The 16,474-nt window shown below is 63.0% G+C and carries 13 protein-coding genes; 4 read left to right on the top strand and 9 right to left on the bottom strand.

The window, feature by feature from the left end; translation table 11 throughout:
- The first annotated feature begins 307 nt into the window (after positions 1–307).
- Positions 308–1,171: a LysR family transcriptional regulator gene (locus tag AC3ZU9_RS24555; protein WP_015884782.1), complete on the top strand. Its 864-nt coding sequence runs from the start codon at positions 308–310 to the stop codon at positions 1,169–1,171.
- Positions 1,172–1,229: 58 nt separating this feature from the next.
- The gene (locus tag AC3ZU9_RS24550; RefSeq protein WP_015884783.1) at positions 1,230–2,234 is read left to right on the top strand and encodes a LacI family DNA-binding transcriptional regulator; all 1,005 of its coding nucleotides are present in this window, start codon (positions 1,230–1,232) and stop codon (positions 2,232–2,234) included.
- On the opposite strand, the gene AC3ZU9_RS24545 is transcribed toward AC3ZU9_RS24550, so the two are convergent.
- From AC3ZU9_RS24545 to AC3ZU9_RS24520, 6 genes are all read right to left on the bottom strand, one after another.
- Entirely contained in the window at positions 2,231–2,956 is a 726-nt protein-coding gene (locus tag AC3ZU9_RS24545; RefSeq protein WP_490091466.1) for an SDR family oxidoreductase, read from the bottom strand. The two genes, AC3ZU9_RS24550 and AC3ZU9_RS24545, sit on opposite strands and share 4 nt — an antisense overlap.
- Positions 2,957–3,093: 137 nt before the next feature.
- The gene (locus AC3ZU9_RS24540) at positions 3,094–4,626 is read right to left on the bottom strand and encodes an FGGY-family carbohydrate kinase (RefSeq protein ID WP_490091465.1); all 1,533 of its coding nucleotides are present in this window, start codon (positions 4,624–4,626) and stop codon (positions 3,094–3,096) included.
- A gap of 2 nt (positions 4,627–4,628) precedes the next feature.
- Positions 4,629–5,708: an alcohol dehydrogenase catalytic domain-containing protein gene (locus AC3ZU9_RS24535; protein ID WP_490091464.1), complete on the bottom strand. Its 1,080-nt coding sequence runs from the start codon at positions 5,706–5,708 to the stop codon at positions 4,629–4,631.
- A gap of 22 nt (positions 5,709–5,730) precedes the next feature.
- Positions 5,731–6,723: an ABC transporter permease gene (locus AC3ZU9_RS24530; protein ID WP_490091463.1), complete on the bottom strand. Its 993-nt coding sequence runs from the start codon at positions 6,721–6,723 to the stop codon at positions 5,731–5,733.
- Entirely contained in the window at positions 6,689–8,197 is a 1,509-nt protein-coding gene (locus AC3ZU9_RS24525; RefSeq protein ID WP_490091462.1) for a sugar ABC transporter ATP-binding protein, read from the bottom strand. Before AC3ZU9_RS24525 ends, AC3ZU9_RS24530 begins: the two co-directional genes overlap by 35 nt.
- 63 nt (positions 8,198–8,260) lie before the next feature.
- Positions 8,261–9,184 (bottom strand): substrate-binding domain-containing protein, encoded by a 924-nt coding sequence (locus tag AC3ZU9_RS24520; RefSeq protein ID WP_015884789.1) that lies wholly within the window; start codon positions 9,182–9,184, stop codon positions 8,261–8,263.
- Positions 9,185–9,500: 316 nt separating this feature from the next.
- On the opposite strand from AC3ZU9_RS24520, the gene AC3ZU9_RS24515 reads away from it, so the two are divergent.
- Positions 9,501–10,178 (top strand): sterol desaturase family protein, encoded by a 678-nt coding sequence (locus tag AC3ZU9_RS24515; protein WP_490091461.1) that lies wholly within the window; start codon positions 9,501–9,503, stop codon positions 10,176–10,178.
- Positions 10,175–11,272 (top strand): SMP-30/gluconolactonase/LRE family protein, encoded by a 1,098-nt coding sequence (locus AC3ZU9_RS24510; RefSeq protein ID WP_490091460.1) that lies wholly within the window; start codon positions 10,175–10,177, stop codon positions 11,270–11,272. The genes AC3ZU9_RS24515 and AC3ZU9_RS24510 overlap by 4 nt, the downstream gene beginning before the upstream one ends.
- A gap of 60 nt (positions 11,273–11,332) precedes the next feature.
- On the opposite strand, the gene AC3ZU9_RS24505 is transcribed toward AC3ZU9_RS24510, so the two are convergent.
- From AC3ZU9_RS24505 to AC3ZU9_RS24495, 3 genes are all read right to left on the bottom strand, one after another.
- A complete protein-coding gene (locus AC3ZU9_RS24505; protein ID WP_015884792.1) occupies positions 11,333–12,844 on the bottom strand; it encodes a hypothetical protein in 1,512 nt (503 codons plus the stop codon).
- A 113-nt stretch (positions 12,845–12,957) separates the two neighbouring features.
- Positions 12,958–14,022 carry a lipocalin-like domain-containing protein gene (locus AC3ZU9_RS24500; protein WP_490091459.1) on the bottom strand — a complete coding sequence of 355 codons (1,065 nt, stop codon included), beginning with the start codon at positions 14,020–14,022 and terminating at the stop codon, positions 12,958–12,960.
- Positions 14,012–16,474: an ABC transporter permease gene (locus AC3ZU9_RS24495; protein WP_490091468.1), complete on the bottom strand. Its 2,463-nt coding sequence runs from the start codon at positions 16,472–16,474 to the stop codon at positions 14,012–14,014. The genes AC3ZU9_RS24500 and AC3ZU9_RS24495 overlap by 11 nt, the downstream gene beginning before the upstream one ends.

Here is a 16,474-nt window from a genome sequence, read left to right as displayed (position 1 = left end):
GTTAGCCGTCCTGGGCCAAGGATGGCCCATGACGGCGGCCCACGGATTCAAGCCGGAGTGAGGGCACACCGAGCCTAGGCGAGGTGCCGAGTGTTGGGGCAAGAGCCTTTTGGTTACTTTGGGGCTCTTTTCCAAAGTGACCCGCCGTAAGGGCGGAACCCATACCAGCCGTTACCCAAATAACGGATATGTACCCAGTCTGATCCAACATCCGGGCCAGCTGTCAGGCCGCCAACGGGAGCAAGCCCCCTCCCACAGTTTCAACCGCATTCCATTACACTGTCCCCCATTCATCCCCGGGGGCTTCATGGACATCGAACTGGCACGCACCTTCCTCGAAATCTCCCGCTGCGGCAGCCTGGCCGCCGCAGCCGAGAAACTGCACGTTACCCAGACCGCCATCACCGCGCGGGTGAAAAACCTGGAAAGCCAGCTCGGCAGCACGCTGTTCATCCGCAACCGCGCCGGCGCACGCCTGACCGCCGACGGCGAAGCCTTCGTGGTATACGCCAACCAGTTGCTGCAAACCTGGGAAGCTGCGCGCCGCGACCTGCCGCTGCCGGATGGCTATCGCAATGTGCTGCACATCGGCGGTGAGGTCAGCCTGTGCAACCCATTGATGCTCGGCTGGGCCCAGGCCCTGCGCCAGCACATCCCCGGCCACGCCCTGCGCACCGAAATCCGTGAAGGCGAATACCTGCTGCGCCAACTGGAACTCGGCGTACTCGACGCCGCGCTGGTGTTCCAGCCGCAATACTGGCCGGGCTTGCAGGTGGAGCAAGTGCTGGAAGAAAAACTGATCCTGGTGCAACTGGTGAGCAACCCGGCCCCCTACGTGTATATCGACTGGGGCCCAGGCTTTCGCCAGCAGCATGACGCCGCCCTGCCCGACAAGGCGCGTGCCGCGCTGAGTTTCAACCTCGGCCCGCTGGCGTTGCAGTACATCCTCGAAAACGGCGGCGCCGGGTATTTCCGCACGCGCGTGGTGCAAAGCTACCTGGACAGCGGCGTGATGCAACGTGTGCCCAAGGCGCCGGAGTTCAGCTTCCCCACGTTCCTGGTGTATTCACGGGCGCGGGATTCGGCGGTGTTGCAACAGGCACTGGGGTTGCTGCGCGAAGTGGTCAAGGCTGAAAGTGACTGGTCGCAGCGCTGGGACCCGCTGATTTGAATCACCCTACGCCTGCGCGCATGCTAGCCTGCGGGTGTTTCCTTTCGCAGCCTTACCGATGAACAAGAAAAAGTCCGTCACCATCAGCGACATCGCCAAACAAGTCGGCATGACCACCATCACGGTGTCCCGCGCGCTGAGCAAACCCGACCTGGTCAAGCCGGCCACCCTGGCGCGCATCCTCGAAGTGGCGCGGGAGCTGGACTACGTGCCCAACGCCTTCGCCCGTGGCCTCAAGCGCAGTGAAAGCCTGATCATCGGCGTGATTACCGCCTCGGTGGACAACCCGTTCTACAGCGAAATGATCAAGGCGATTTCCCGCGAGGCCAAACAACACGGCTACACCATCATGCTGGTGGACACCGATGAGCTCGAAGAGCTGGAAAGCAAAGCCGTGGATACGCTGCTGGGCTACCGCGTGGCCGGGATCATCCTGTCGCCGGTCTCGGATGAGCCGAGCTACCAGCCCGACTACCTCGAGCGCCTGGGCAACGGCAAGACGCCGGTGGTGCTGCTCGACCGCACGATCCATGACAGCCCGTTCAGCCGCGTGGTGCTCGACAACTACCACAGCGGCATCCAGGCCGCGCATTATCTGTTGCGCCAGACGCCCGACCTCAAGCGCCTGCTGGTGCTGACCGGCCCCGAGCATTCACGCATCACCGTTGAGCGCCTCAAGGGCCTGCGCGAAGTGCTGGCCGAACACCCGCAGGTGCACGTCGAAGTCCAGGCCGGCGACTACACGCTGATGCCCTCCTACCTGCACACCCTCGACTACCTGGCCGAACACTCGGCGCCGGACGCGATCATGGGCTTCAACCAGTTGATCACCCTCGGCGCCCTGCGCGCGCTGCGCATGCACAACATTCCCCACGACAGCCTGACCATCTGCGGCATCGACCGCCTGCCCTTCGCCGATATCTTCGGCGTGCCCATCGCGTGTGTAGCCCACGATGCGTCCCTGGCCGGCAGCAGCGCGGTCCGCCTGCTGCTCGACCGCCTGGAGGACCCTTACAAACCACGGGACAAGGTGGTGATCGCCGGCCAGCTGGAAAACGGCTAGCGGCTGGTGTAGCCGCCGTCGATGGGCAGGCTGACGCCGCTGATCATGCTTGCGGCGCTGCTCAGCAGGAACAGCACCGGCAAGGCCACTTCTACGGTTTCAGCAAAACGCCCAAGGGGAATGGCCGCCAGCGCCGGGTCGCGCTTGGACGGGTCGGACCACGCCATGGCCGCCATCGGCGTGAGCGTGACGGTGGGGTTGACGCTATTAACGCGAATGCCGAAGCGGCCCCACTCGGCACATTGCACGCGGGTGATCGCATCCAGCGCCGCCTTGGAAGCGCAGTAGCCGAGGTGATCGTCCAGGGCTACCAATGAGGCCTGGCTGGAGACATTGACGATGCTGCCGGCAATGCTCGCCTCGATCATTTTCGCCGCCACGCGGCTGCCGACCTGGGCGGCGGCGCGGGCGTTGACCTGCATCACCTGGTCGAAGGCCTCGGCGCTGATCGCGGCGGCGGGCTCCAGGCGCGAGATACCGGCGCAGTTGACCAGGCCGTGCAGCGGCGGAAGGGCTTGCAGCGCATTGTCGAGGGCGGTGCTGTCGGCGATGTCCAGGCACAAGGCGTGGCAGCCGAGTTGAGCCAGGGCCTGCGCGTCGCGACCGAGGGCGAAGACTTCAGCACCGCTGGCGATCAGTTGCAGGGCGATTTCCCGGCCGATGCCGCTGCTGGCGCCGGTGACGAGGATGCGGTGGTGGGTGAAGTTGAAGGCTGCGTTCATGAATAGAGATCTCAAAAACAATGAAGATCCAATGTGGGAGCTGGCTTGCCTGCGATGGCGGTGGTTCAGCTAGTACATTTGCGACTGATACACCGCTATCGCAGGCAAGCCAGCTCCCACATTTGGACTGTGTTGAATCAGTTGGTTTGTAGGCTGTGCATGATCGGTTTCAAAGCGGGGTACAGTTTCAAATACTCGGCAAACGCCCGGTCATAAACCCCGACGTTTTCAACCTTTGGCTCAGCCCGCAACGCCAGCTGCACCCACCCCTTGTCCATCTCCTCATCACTCACCAGCCCCACCGTATGCGCCGCCAGCAACGCCGCGCCCAATGCCGCTTCCACCTCTTGCACGATGGTGTAGACCGGGTAGCGCGTAACGTCCGCGATGATCTGCATCCACAGGTCCGAATGGCTCGCTCCGCCCACCACAATCAAGTGTGAATCCAGCGAATGCGCGCCGCGCGTGCCCGCTTCGATGTTGTGACGCAGGGCGAAACTCACCCCCTCCAGCACCGCGCGGTACAGGTGAATGCGGCTGTGGTAGAGGTTCAAGCCGACAAAGCTGCCACTGGCACGGTCATCCCACACCGGGCTGCGTTCGCCCATCAGGTACGGCTGGAACAACAGGCCTTCGCTGCCCGCCGGGATGTTCATCGCACGCTGTTCCAGCAGTACCAGGCTGTCCTGGCCGGTGGCCTTGGCTTGCTGTTCCTCGGCCTGGCAGAACTGCTCGCGAAACCAGCTCACCGACGCACCCGCCGTGATCGCACCGCCGAAGATGTACAGGTCGCGGTGGCCGTTGTAGACGTGGGGCATGCTCACCAACCCATGGTGCGCGTCCACCTGCTGGTTCAGGTAACCCCAGCACATGCTGGTGCCGATCATCGCCACATGGTTGCCCGGTTGCGTAACGCCTGCGGCCAACGTGGCCATGGCCGCGTCGACCCCCCCGGCCAGGATCGGCGTGCCGGTCTGCAGGCCCAGGCGCGCCGCCCACTCCTCCAGCAGGCCGCCCACCACCTCACCGGAATACACCAGGCGCTCCGGCATCATCGCTTGCGGTATACCCAGCGCGTCGAGCATCTCGCCCGACCAGCCGCGCGCCGCCACGTCATACACCCCGCCGATATTGCCGGCGCTGCTATGGTCCACCGCCAGCTCACCGGTGAGGCACGCGTTGATATAGCTGTTGGGCGGCAGCAGGTAACGGGTCTTGGCCCACACTTGCGGCTGGTGCTGCTTGAGCCAGAGCATCTTGGTGAAGCCGTAGTAGCTGTCCACCGAGTTACCGGTCACCGCGAACAGCCGCTCCAGGTCCACGTGCTCACGCACCCAGGCGACCTGCTCACCGGCGCGGCGGTCCATCCAGATCAGGCACGGGTGCAGCGGTGTGAGCGCTGCATCCACCGCAATCCCCGAGCCGCCGTACAGGCTGCTGATGCACAGGACTTTCACGTGTTCCTTGGCCACGCCGGCCTTGGCCATGCACTGCGCCACGCACGTCTCGACCGCATCGAGCCAGACCTGCGGCCATTGTTCGGCCCAGCGCACTTTCGGGGTATCCACGCGATACCCCTGGCTGTGCTGCGCGATAATCGTACCTTGAGCATCCACCAGCAGCGCCTTGGTGCTCTGGGTCCCTATGTCGACACCCATCACGTAGTTCATCTTCAGACCACCGGCTTCAGCAGCACCTTGATTGACTGGGTCGAGTTGGCCAGCTCAAACGCTTCGGCGTAGTCATCCAGCGGGAAATCGTGGGTGACGATGCCCTTGGAGGTGACCAGGCCGCGTTCGAACAGGTCGATGGCGATCGGGTAGCAATACGGGCCGAGGTGAGCGCCGCGCACGTCCAACTCCTTGCGGTCGCCGATGATCGACCAGTCGACGCTGGTCTCGGCACCGAACACGCTGAACTCGACAAAACGCCCGAGCTTGCGGATCAGGTCCAGGCCTTGGGTCACGCCGGCCGGTACGCCGGTGGTTTCGATGTAGACGTCGCAGCCATAGTTATCGGTGAGGCTGTTGATGATCTCGCGGGCGTTGTCGCGTGACGGGTTGATCACCACATCGGCGCCGAATTTTTTTGCCAGCTCCAGGCGCTCGTCGACCATGTCGATCACCACCAGTTTCTTCGGGGTCTTCAACGCGGCGACCTGGACCATGCACAGGCCGAGGGTCCCGGCACCGGCAATCACCACCACGTCGTCGAGCTGGACATCGCCACGGTTGACGGTGTGGATCGAACACGCCATCGGCTCCACCAGCGCCGAGTCTTCCAGCGACACCGACTCGGGAATCTTGTGCACGATGGCGGTCTTGGGGATGCGCATGTACTGGGCCATGCCACCTTCGGCCACTTCACGCTGGAAGCCGAAAATGTTGTGCACCTCGCACATCCAGTATTTGCCGGATTTGCAGAAGCGGCACTTGCCGCAGGGCACGATCTGCTCGGCGATCACCTTGTCGCCCACCGCGACTTCAAAGTGCTCTTCGGCGCCCTCGCCCGCTTCCACCACATAGCCGAAAAACTCGTGCCCCGGCACCACCGGCGCCTTGACCCACGGGTTGTCGCCGCCCCAGAACATCGCCGCGCCGGAGTGGCACTTGCAGTCACTGGCGCAGATGCCGCAGGCGGCGATGCGGATCACCAGCTCATTGGCGCGCGCCTGGGGTTTGCCGATGCGTTCCAGGCGGTAGTCTTTAGGGCCGTGGCAGACGACGGCTTGCATTTCGGTGTGCTTGTCCATGGTGTTCGGTCCTGTCTTGAGTTTATTTATGGCGCTGACGGCTGATGAAAATCGCCAGCAAAATGATCCCGCCCTTGATCACGCTCTGGACGTAGGGCGAAACGCCGAGCATGTTCAGTCCGTTGTTCAATACGCCGAGCAGCATGGCGCCGAGCAAGGTGCCGGCGATCACGCCGCGCCCGCCGGCAATCGACGCGCCGCCGAGTACCACGGCGGCAATCGCATCCAGCTCGAACGACACGCCGGCATTCGGCTGGCCGCTCATCAGGCGTGAGGTCAATACCAGCCCGGCAATCGCCGCCGTCAGGCCACTGATGCCGTACACCAGCAGCTTGAAGCGCGCGGCGCGCACGCCGGACAAGCGCACCGCTTCTTCATTGCCGCCGATGGCGTAGATGTAGCGACCGATGCGCGTGTGTTGCAGCAGCACATAGGCGGCCAGGTAGGTGAGCAGCATGATCAGGATCGGCACCTGGATGCCGAACAGGCTTTCGCGGCCGAAAAACGCAAACCAGTCCGGTAACCCGGAAATCGGGTAGCCGTCGGTGTACATCAGGCCCAGGCCACGGGCGATGCCCATGGTCGCCAGGGTGACGATGATCGGCGGCATGTGCAGGTAAGCGACGAAGAGGCCATTGCCGATGCCGAAGGCCACGCCGATCAGCATCCCGGCGCCAATCGCCAGGCCGGGCGGCAGGCCCGCGACCATCAAGCCGGCCGTGAGCGTGCCGGACAACGCCATCACCGGCCCCACCGACAAGTCGATGCCGCCCGTAAGGATCACGCAGGTCATGCCCACCGCGATAATCGCGTTGATCGACACTTGGCGGGCGATGTTCGACAGGTTGCTGGCGGTGAGGAAGGTGTCGCTGGCGAGGATCATCACCACGGTGACCACCACCAACCCGACAAAGGGGTAAAACGCCGGCGAGCGCACCAGCCGCGCCAGGTTGAGGCGCAGCCGGCTGCTGTCGACGGTATTAATGGACGTATTCACTTGAGCCCCCTGTTGCATGGCGCATGACCTGTTGAGGATTGACGGCGGACGCTTCCAGCAGCTTGACGATGGCGCCCTTGTGGAACACGGCGACCCGGTCGCACATGCCGATGACTTCGGGCAGTTCGGAGGAAATCATGATGATTGCGTAGCCCTGTTCGGTGAGGCTGCGCATCAGCGCGTAGATCTGCGCCTTGGCGCCCACGTCAATGCCACGGGTGGGTTCATCGAACACCAGCACGTCGCAGTGGTGGTTGATCCAGCGGGCGATCACGACCTTTTGCTGGTTGCCGCCGCTGAGGTTGAACACCCGGCTTTCGCTGCTCGGGGCTTTGATCGACAGTTGCTTCATCAGGCTTTCGACGCTGGCGCATTCACGACTTTTGTCGATCAGGCCCGAGGCGTTCTGGTACTTGGGCAGGTTATTCAGGGAGATGTTTTCGCGAATGCTGAAGTCGGTGATCAGCCCTTCGCTCTTGCGGCTTTCCGGCAGTAGGCCGATGCCGTGGGCCAGCGCCTGGGCCGGGTCGTCGAGGGTGATTTTTTCACCGCGCAACCACACGTCTTTGCTCACCGACGGCAGCGCGCCCATCATGCCCAACGCCAGTTCGGTGCGACCGGACCCGACCAAGCCGGCAAAGCCGAGGATCTCGCCCTTGTACAGCTGGAAGCTGTTGTGGGGGCCGTTGCGCACCAATTGGATGTCCTTGACCTCCAACAACAGCGGGCCGCGTACGCTGCTCGGCTTGGGCGGAAAACTGCATTCCAGGCGGCGCCCGACCATCATCTCGACCAGCCGGTCGATGTCGCTGTCAGCCACATCGGTGACGCCCACATTGCCACCGTCGCGCAGCACGCTGATGCGGTCACACACCTGGAAAATCTCCTCCAGGTGATGAGAGATGAAAATCACCGCCACGCCCTGGCGCTTGAGTTCGCGCATGATCTCGAACAGCAGCTCGGCCTCGCTGGGCGTGAGGGTGGCGGTGGGTTCATCCAGCACCAGTAGACGCGCATCCAGGGCCAGGGCCTTGGCGATTTCGACGAACTGCTGCTCGGCCACGCTCAGGTGCTTGACCGCGCATTGCAGGTCGAGGGTCACGCCCAGGCGCTTGAACAACGCCTCGCTGGCCTCGACCATGTCGCGCTTGCGCAGCAGGCCGAAGCGGTTGCTCAGCTCGTGGCCGAGGAAGATGTTTTCCACCGCCGTGAGGTAGGGAATCAGGCTGAACTCCTGGAACACGATGCCGATACCGGCAGCAATCGCATCACGATAGGTCGCGAAATGCTGCGCCTGGCCATCGATCAGGATCTGGCCTTCGTCTTGATGCTCGACGCCGCCGAGGATCTTCATCAGCGTCGATTTGCCCGCGCCATTCTCCCCGAGCAAGGCATGGATCTCGCCGCGCTCGACCTGCAGGTTGATGGACTTGAGGGCCTGTACGCCCGGGTAACGCTTACAGATGTTTTCCAGCTTCAGAAGACTGCTCATACCGCCGACCTCGTATTCAGAAGGAGACCTCAAGCCCCACGGGTTACGTGGGGCCTGGGTGATTTACCAGCTGAAATCCTTGGCCTTGGCCTGGTCGATCAGGGTGATGTCCACCGGGATCGTGGCGGGCACTTGCGAGCCCCACTTCTTGGCCAGGGCGATACCCAGCGCAAGGCGGATCTGGTCACGTGGGTATTGGGCCGAGGTGGCGATGAATTTGCTGCCGGGCTTCTGGATCGCCTTGATCGCTTCCGGCGCGCCATCGACGCTGACCAGCTTCACGTCCAGGCCGCTGGCTTCGATGGCCGAGAGCGCACCGAGCGAGCCGTTGTCATTCACGCTGAAAATGCCCTTGAGGGTGGGCTGGGCCTGCAACATGTTCTCGGTGACGGTCAGCGCCTGGTCACGTTCCTGCTTGCCATTCTGGATGCTGACAATCTTGATGTCCGGGTGCTTCGCCACGGCCTCTTTGCAGCCGCGTACGCGTTCCAGGATCGGCACCACGGCAATGCCGTCGAGGATGGCGATATTGCCTTTGTCGCCGATGTGCTTGGCCAGGTACTCGCAGGCCTGGAAACCGGCGTCGAAGTTCTTCGAGCCGACGAAGGAATCCAGCGGGCCGTCCGCCTGGGCGTCCACCGCGACGACCACGACACCGGCGGCGTGGGCGGATTTGACCGCCGATTGCACGCCCACCGAGTCGGTGGGGTTGATCAGCAGGATATCGATGCCTTTTTGCAGCATGTCTTCGACGTCACTGACCTGCTTGGACACATCGTGACGGGCGTCGGTGATGATCAATTTCGCGCCGATGGTCGCCCCGGCTTCTTCCAGGGCGTTTTTCATGGTGACGAAATAAGGGTTGTTGATTTCCTGGAAGGACGCGCCGATGCGGATGGGTTTTGCAGCGTCGGCAAAAACAGGGGCAGCGGTGCCGAGGGTGATGCTTACAGCCAATAAACACAGGGTTTTCGGGAGCATTTTCATGGCGTGGTTCTCTGTTTTGTTTTTATTTTTAGAGCAAATGTTATCGTTAACATTTTGCGAGAAGCTAGCAAGTAAATTCGGCAGGCGCAAGGGGCCGCTGGTCGACTGCCGTCAAAATGTGGGAGGGCGCTTGCTGTGGCGAGGGCGCTTGCTCCCGTTCGACAGCGCAGCTGGAGTCGGCTTTTTGGCGGCGCTCCGCACCCCAGCGGGAGCAAGCGCCCTCGCCACAGCAAGCCCACATTGGCGCGTTAAAACTCGCACATTCCCCACCACCAACTAAGCTCAGCCTCCAACAAAAAAATCCGAGCTGCCCGCCATGTCCCACCCCACCGAGACCTTTCGCGCCCGCTACCGCGCCAGCGTCGCGCCACACTACAACCCCTGGCTTCACGCCAGTTTTGTGTTCGGCTACGGCATCGTCTGCATCACCCTGGCCTGGTCATCGACGCATCAAATTACCGCACTGCAATGGCTGAGCGTGCCCGCGACCCTGGTGTTCTTCAACCTCTGCATCTACCTGGTCCACCGCCACCTCGGCCACCATAAACATGGGTTGGCCCGGCTGTTTTATGCGCGCCACACCGGCGACCATCACAGCTTCTTCACCCCCGGCCATATGACCTACGACAGCCCTCGGGATTGGCGGGTGATCCTGTTTCCAGCCTGGCTGATCGTGCTGCACAGCCTGGCTATCACCCTGCCCGCCTGGTGGTTGCTCAAGCAATGGAGCCGCAACGTCGCCGGGCTGTTCGCCGGGTGCATGATCCTCGGGTATTTGCTCTACGAATTGTTTCACGCCTGCGAGCACTTGCCTGTCGGCCACCCGGTGGCGCGCCTGCCGTGGCTGCGCCAGATGCACCGCTTGCACGCCCTGCATCACCGTCGTGAGCTGATGCAGGGGCGTAACTTCAATATTGTCCTCCCCCTGATGGATTACCTGTTCGGCACCCTGCACTGGGAGCCGAGCGCCCACGACAAGCAGGAACCGTCATGAGTACCCGTGCAAAAAAACTGCGTCATTGGCTGTTTGTGTTGTTTCTGGTGGTGATCGCCTTTTTGCTGCTGATGCCGACCAAAGTACAACCGGTGAATTGGGTACCGCCCAAAGCGCCGTCGATGAAAGACGGCCCTTACGCCGAAAACCAGCGCCTCAAGGGCGTGCAGAAAATCGGCGCCCAAGACATCGCCGGGCCAGAGGCCTTGCTGTTGGACGCCCAGGGCTATCTGATCAGCGGCTTGCATGACGGTCGCATCATCCGCACCTCGCCCGACAGCCGTAGCCTGGAAGTGCTGGCCAACACCGGCGGACGCCCCCTGGGCATGGCGCTGCACCCGGACGGGCGCTTGATCATTGCCGATGGGATCAAGGGCCTGCTCGCACTGGCTACGAATCGCCAACTGACCACCCTGAGCACCGGCGCCCATGACCTCCCCTTGGGGTTCGCCAATGACGTCACCGTAGACACCAGCGGGCGTTATGCCTACTTCAGCGATGCGTCGAGCCGCTGGGGTTATGGCCAAGACGGTGAAGCAGTGATCGAGCATGGTGGTGATGGCCGACTGCTGCGCTATGACTTCAGCAACGGCACCACCGAGGTACTGCTGGACCAGCTGCAATTCGCCAACGGCGTAGCCCTGGGCCCCGATGAAAACTACGTGCTGGTGAATGAAACCGGCGCCTATCGCATCAGCCGTTACTGGCTCAAAGGTGAGCGCGCGGGCACTCATGACTTGTTCATCGACAACCTGCCCGGCCTGCCGGACAACCTCAGCTTCAACGGCCAGGACCGCTTCTGGGTGGCGCTTTACTCACCGCGCAATCCACTGCTGGACAGCTTTGCCGGCTACCCGCTGCTGCGCAAGGTGATGGTGCGCGCGCTGATGGTGGTGCCCAAGCCGATCGAGCGCAAAGCCTTCGTGCTGGGGCTGGATACCGAGGGCAAGGTCATCGCCAATTTGCAGGACGGCAGCGCGGGGAATTACTCGCCCATCACCACGGCCCGGGAGTATGGCAACTGGTTGTACCTGGGTTCGTTGAAAAGCACGAGCATGGCGCGCGTGCCGTTGGCGCTGGCGTTGGCGCCCTGACGCAAAAAGGGCACACAGGCGCTCGGCCTGTATGCCCTCATTGCTTGCGGCTACACGCGTTTAGCTCTTGGTGCTGCTGAGCAGGGTTTGGTTGCACAGGTGACCAAAGCTGACGAACTCGGTGTTTTCACCGCCGACGCCAATGCCTGGATACTCCAGCACCTCCATGCGCCACACGCCGTAGTTGAAGTCGGTACGCCAGGTGTTGTTGTAGCCCTGGGAGTAATCGACAAAGGTGGTCTGGAAGTCACCGAAGCACGTGCCCACGTTGATCGTGCCACCGGCTTGGCCGGAGCTGTCGGTCGCCGCCGAATACGCCTTGTAGACGATATTGCCGGTGTCCGGGTTGATGTGCTGGTCGAGATAAACAATCGGGTGCAGCCCCACCAGTGGCGCGCCGGTGCTGTCGGACAGGTTCATTTTCCAGGTCAGGTTTCGATAAGCCTGGGTGGTCATGTAGCCGTAGCCCACATCAGACGCGGAATACGGGATGCGCAACACGTTGGCCTCGCCTTTCATATCCGGGTTGTCGACACGTGGGTTGGAACCAAAGGACAGGGTGTATTTGCCCGTCGCGCTCCACGGCTCGTTCGGGTGCTGGTTCGGGCGCACCCGCACCTTGACCACACCGCCCACACCCGGACTCGGGATCGACGTCGAGACGATATTGGCACCTACGGTGACCCACTGGCTGCCATCGAAGCGCTCAAGGATCCATTTGCCACGGGTGCTGCCGCTGGCGGCATCGGCCGACAGGGCAATGCCCACGCTCTGGCCACGCACAGCGGTGAAGTCGAAGTAATCGACATCATCGAGGCTGTCGGCGTTGCCGCTGATGTAGTTCAGGGTGTCCGGCAGTTGGAAGGCCGTGTCCGGCGTGTCATTCGGTTCGAAGGCATCGATATTGGCATTGACCGCCACACCGAACTGGAAGCTCGAACCCGAGACCGCCGCATTGGCTTCCATGAACCAGTAGTAGTCACCCGCCGGCAATACGCCGCTGAGGCTTTCGTCACCGGTACCGGGGTTATTGGAAGTGCCCAGCGGGATCGGATTGCCTTGGCCATCGTCCTGGAACAGGGTCAAGGACATGTCGGTACCGGCCGTCTGACCGACCAGCAGCGCATTGATACGGGCCGTCTGCGGCAGGTTGAAGTGGTAGCACAGCAGGTCACCGGTTTGCACACCATTGACCGTGTACAACTCATTCACGTCCAGCGTGGTTTCACAGCCTTGGACCAGCGCCGCTTGCACGGCAGTGGCTGGCTGAGCGCCGGCTTTCTTGACTTGGGTTACCGGGGCAGGTGCGCTGTGGTCTTCCACCACCGAGTCGGCCTTGGCCTTCGCGGCGAACACTGGCTTTTTCAGTTGGGCGCCTGCGTTCAGTTGCTTTTTCAGCGCCGCCGACGCCTTGGTGGCCGGGACTTTGCCAGCGGCTTTCAGGCTTTGCTTGATGTCAGGTTTAACGGCTTGCGCAGCCAGGTGAGGGTATTGCTCGGCCAGGGCAAAGGCCGAAACGAAGCAGGAGGCCGCCATGGCCGCGCCCAGCATAAAGGCTTTTTTCGATTTCATTTTTTATCCATCCATAGTTAAAAAGTGAAGCTCAGGTGACATCCGGTCACCTGGGATGGAATCTAGCCAATCACTGTATGCATGTCCAGTATTTTTACAGGAAATTTTCCGAACTAATACCCGGTCATCTCGAGGTACCCCACTCCCCCCTCAAACCGCACCGGCCCTTCCCAGTACGGAATACTCAGGTTCATCCAGGCGTTCGGATTGACCGCCTGGGGGGTGATGTCCAGCTGTTTGCGGGGAATTTTCAGCGACCAGCGTGTAGGCATCTTGCGCCCGTCAATGGTGGTGGTTTCCAGGGGTGTCAGCTGGATATCCGCGTTGTGCAACGTTTGTGTCTGGCCCTCGCGATCAATCCAGGTGCCGGTCAGGTAAGACGCGCCGTCGGTTTGCCGCACTCGGAACAGCATCAACTGCTCGCCACGGTCCAAGTGCAGGGAGAACCAGTCCCAACCGGTCTGGCTGGCGCTCAGGGGTTGGCTGCTCCACTCGCGGTCGAGCCAGGCCGGGCCGGTGACTTGATACACCTTGCCGTCGATGCTGACGCTGCCGCTGGCGTTGAAAAAGGGCTGGCTGTAGTAATAGGACGCCTGGCCCTGGTCGGATTTGCGGCTGTAGCCGTTGTCGCCCTGCAGCACCACTGGGCGGCTGGACGTCAGGTGCAAGTCGTAGGCGAACTGCGCGCCGCTGGCCTTGAGTTGCATGTCCGCCAAGGGGCTGGTGGCACCGGCGCGAGTGGCGAAATTCCAGTCGTCGATCCAGGCGTTGAACGGCACCGCCTCGGCTCCGGCCTGGCCGACGCCACCGCGCGCGTAACGTTCGGCGGCGTAGTGGTGGGTGGCGGAAGTGACGGCCGCATGGCCAAGCCAAAGGGTCGAGTCGTGCCAACCCGCTTGCGTCGGCCCCGCCTTGAGGGCGTTGCGGAACAGCGTCCATTGCACGCCGAATACATTGCCCTGCGCGTCCCTGAGGTTGGCGGTGACGTACCACCACTCGATACGAAAACCTTCATGGGGGCCATGATCCTCAGGGAAACTGAACACCTTGCCAGGCAGCACTTGGGCAAAGTCCGCCGCGTCACTGCCCAGACCGGCGAAGCTCTCCTGCGGCGCGGGGACTTTGTCGCAAGCGGCCAGTAACAAGCACACACACAGCAGCAGGCCGTTAATCTTCATGGGCAAACGTCCTCAACAAGTCCGCAGGACGGCTGCGATACAACTGCCACAGGGGCCAAGCCGAAGCCAGCAAGGTCGCCAGCATCGCCAACCCGAGCAATTGCGCGAGCTGCCACGGGAACACCTGCAACGGCAGGCGCCAACCAAACGCCTGCACATTGATCACCGCATCCAGGCACCAGGCCAGCAGCAGCCCAAGCGGCAACGCCAGCACCAGCGTAAGCACCGCCAGCAGCCAGGTCTGGCCCAGGTTGAGCAGCATCAATTGCCGACGCGTGACGCCCAGTGCCCACAGCGGCGCCAGTTGCCCAAGGCGGCTCTGGCTTTGGGTCAACAGGCTGATAAACAGCGCGACACCGGCCACGCCCAGCGTCAGGCTATTCAGCGCGGCCGTGGCGGCGAAGGTGCGTTCGAACACCTGGCTCGACCAGCCCTTGAGTTGTTGTTGATCGACGATACGGCTGTCTTCCAGGGCAAAGGCGCGTTGCACCTCGCGCACCAAGGGCGCCACATCCGCCGGCGCTACCCGCAGGTTGAAACGGGCCGGTGACAGCGTCGGCCAGTGGGCCAGCAGGTGCTGGGCATTGACCAGCACATGGCCCTTGGGGTTGCCGTAGTCGGCGTAGATCCCGACCACTGTCGGCGCCCACGCACCGTGTGGCGTGGGAATGCTCACGCTATCGCCCAGCCTCACGTCGAGCCGGCGCGCCAGTTGCTCGCTGAGCATCAGGGTGTCGCCTTGCTGCAACTGGTCCCACGGTTCGCTCGCTGCGTCCAGCAGCGGCCAGTGCTGACGATAGGTCGGGTCGTCGATCACGCCAAACAGGTCCGCCGGCCAGCCCTGCAATTGCACGGCGACCTGCCAGGTGGGCAGCACGGTTTGCACCAACGGTTGCCGGGCCAGCCAAGTGCTGAGTTGCTGCGCCTGGGCCGGGTTTTGCGGGTTGAGGTACAGCTCGGCCGTGAGGCGTTGTTCCAGCCAGTGATTGAAGGTGTGCCGAAAGCCGGAGGTCATGGAACCCGCGCCGATATTTGCGGCCAAGGCCAATAGCAGCGCCATCAGCGCCAGGCTCAAGGCCGGCAATTGCTGGCGGCAGTCCGCGAGAAACCATTGGCCGAGCACCGAACGGCTGCGCCCCAGCACGGCCTTGAGCAGGCCATTGAGCACCACGGGTAAACCGAGGGCGGCACCGAGCAACAGCGCGGCCATCAGCACAAAACCGGCGGCCAGGCTGTTGCCCAACCACAGCGCCAGCACCGCAACCAGCAACGCGGCACCGGCCACCCAACCTTGACGGCGCAACCAGCGCCCATGAGCCTCATGCCAGGCCTGGGCATTGGCCAGCGCCAGCAGTGGCAGGCGCGCTGCCCGCCACAGGCTGCCGGCACCGGCGAGCAAGGCACCGAGCAAGCTCAAGCCCAGCCCCGCCGCCCACCACCACGGGCTCAGGCTCAACTGCCCCGGCACCTCGGCGCCATACAACCCGCGCAGGCTGGCGGCCACATCCGGCAGCAACAGGCTGGCCAACAGGTAACCGCTGGCGACACCGAGCACGCCCCCCAACACCGAGAGCACGCCCAGTTCCACACTCAGGCTGACAATCAACATCCGCACGCTGACCCCGCAGGCCCGCAACGTACGCAGCAACCCGCGCCGTTGCTCCAGGGCCAGGCCGATGGCCGCGTGCACGATAAACAGCCCCACCACAAAGGACAGAAAGCCCAGCGCGTCGAGGTTCAGGTGAAAGCTCTCGGTGAGGCGCGCGAGGTTATTGTCCTCGCCCTGCTTAAGCTGCAACCCGGCGGGCGGCGTCGGATGGCCGGCGGCGAACGTTTTGTCCACCAGCAGGCGCGACAGGCGCTCGGGCATCTCCAGCACGGCTTGGGCAAACCCGATATCGGTGAGCAACAGGCCGGGCGCCATATCCGCCTGGGCTTGCAGCGGCGGCAAGGTGTGCCCATTCAGCGTGGTCGGCCGCTGCCCTGCGTGCAGCCCCAAGGCCTGCAAGGTCTGCGGCGCGATCCAGGTGCGCCCCGGCGGCGAAAAGAACGCCAGCATCTGGGCCTGGCTCAAGCGCTGCCCTGCCACCGCGCCACTGCCGGGCAACGACACCGGGTCGATGCCCATCAATTGCAGGCGTACTGCCTCATGCCCCTGGAGCTGCACCCGCCCCTGCACCACCGGCGACACCGGCCAGCCGGCGCGGCGCAATTGGGCAAACACGGCTTGGGGGAAACTCGCGTCGTCCGGCGCATTGAGACTGGCCTGGGGTTCACCGCCGATCAACTGGCTGGCGCGGGCGTAGCTGTCGCGCGCCTGGCCGTTGAGTGCCTGCACGCCAATCAGCAGCGCCGTGGCCAGCCACAGGCCGGTGAGCACGCTGAAAAATTGCACGGGATGCCGTCGCCAGTGGCTGAGCAGCGCGCGTAATGTCCAGTAAAACACCGCCAT

The organism is Pseudomonas sp. A39, assembly GCF_058145955.1.
This window is presented reverse-complemented; position numbering and strand designations above follow the sequence as displayed.

Bases quoted from the DNA above. Each gene is read 5' to 3' on its own strand.
- AC3ZU9_RS24510 (WP_490091460.1), top strand. From the start codon at position 10,175: ATGAGTACCCGTGCAAAAAAACTGCGTCATTGGCTGTTTGTGTTGTTT.
- AC3ZU9_RS24555 (WP_015884782.1), top strand. From the start codon at position 308: ATGGACATCGAACTGGCACGCACCTTCCTCGAAATCTCCCGCTGCGGC.
- AC3ZU9_RS24545 (WP_490091466.1), bottom strand. From the start codon at position 2,956: ATGAACGCAGCCTTCAACTTCACCCACCACCGCATCCTCGTCACCGGC.
- AC3ZU9_RS24505 (WP_015884792.1), bottom strand. From the start codon at position 12,844: ATGAAATCGAAAAAAGCCTTTATGCTGGGCGCGGCCATGGCGGCCTCC.
- AC3ZU9_RS24525 (WP_490091462.1), bottom strand. From the start codon at position 8,197: ATGAGCAGTCTTCTGAAGCTGGAAAACATCTGTAAGCGTTACCCGGGC.
- AC3ZU9_RS24535 (WP_490091464.1), bottom strand. From the start codon at position 5,708: ATGGACAAGCACACCGAAATGCAAGCCGTCGTCTGCCACGGCCCTAAA.
- AC3ZU9_RS24530 (WP_490091463.1), bottom strand. From the start codon at position 6,723: ATGCAACAGGGGGCTCAAGTGAATACGTCCATTAATACCGTCGACAGC.
- AC3ZU9_RS24515 (WP_490091461.1), top strand. From the start codon at position 9,501: ATGTCCCACCCCACCGAGACCTTTCGCGCCCGCTACCGCGCCAGCGTC.
- AC3ZU9_RS24550 (WP_015884783.1), top strand. From the start codon at position 1,230: ATGAACAAGAAAAAGTCCGTCACCATCAGCGACATCGCCAAACAAGTC.
- AC3ZU9_RS24500 (WP_490091459.1), bottom strand. From the start codon at position 14,022: ATGAAGATTAACGGCCTGCTGCTGTGTGTGTGCTTGTTACTGGCCGCT.
- AC3ZU9_RS24520 (WP_015884789.1), bottom strand. From the start codon at position 9,184: ATGAAAATGCTCCCGAAAACCCTGTGTTTATTGGCTGTAAGCATCACC.
- AC3ZU9_RS24540 (WP_490091465.1), bottom strand. From the start codon at position 4,626: ATGAACTACGTGATGGGTGTCGACATAGGGACCCAGAGCACCAAGGCG.
- AC3ZU9_RS24495 (WP_490091468.1), bottom strand. From the start codon at position 16,474: ATGGCGGTGTTTTACTGGACATTACGCGCGCTGCTCAGCCACTGGCGA.